This is a genomic window from Lentilactobacillus diolivorans DSM 14421 (assembly GCF_001434255.1).
Classification (GTDB): domain Bacteria; phylum Bacillota; class Bacilli; order Lactobacillales; family Lactobacillaceae; genus Lentilactobacillus; species Lentilactobacillus diolivorans.
This window is the reverse complement of the sequence record NZ_AZEY01000067.1, coordinates 1-203: the sequence shown is the minus strand read 5'-3', so window position 1 is coordinate 203 and position 203 is coordinate 1. Positions and strand designations below refer to the sequence as shown.

Sequence of the window (203 nt, the reverse complement as noted above, 5' to 3'; positions counted from 1 at the left end):
CCGGTTTTCAAGACATATAGGACCGCACAGAAGACCTCGTAGAGGTCATATTTTCGAGGCTTAGTTCGCTTACGAAAATTTTCTAAAGCTGGTCGAATTAATTCAAATTATTGCCGAGTAATATTGCTGGGATAATTTTTCATAGCTTAAACTCGCTTTTTACATAGAAGTATATCAAAAATCATAGATCTTGGACAGCTTCT

Annotated in this window: 1 pseudogene; it reads right to left on the bottom strand. The window is 36.0% G+C overall.

The features are described from left to right. A pseudogene (locus FC85_RS15990) lies at nucleotides 1-98 on the bottom strand (IS5/IS1182 family transposase); the annotation flags it as partial. Between the last annotated feature and the right edge of the window lie 105 nt (nucleotides 99-203).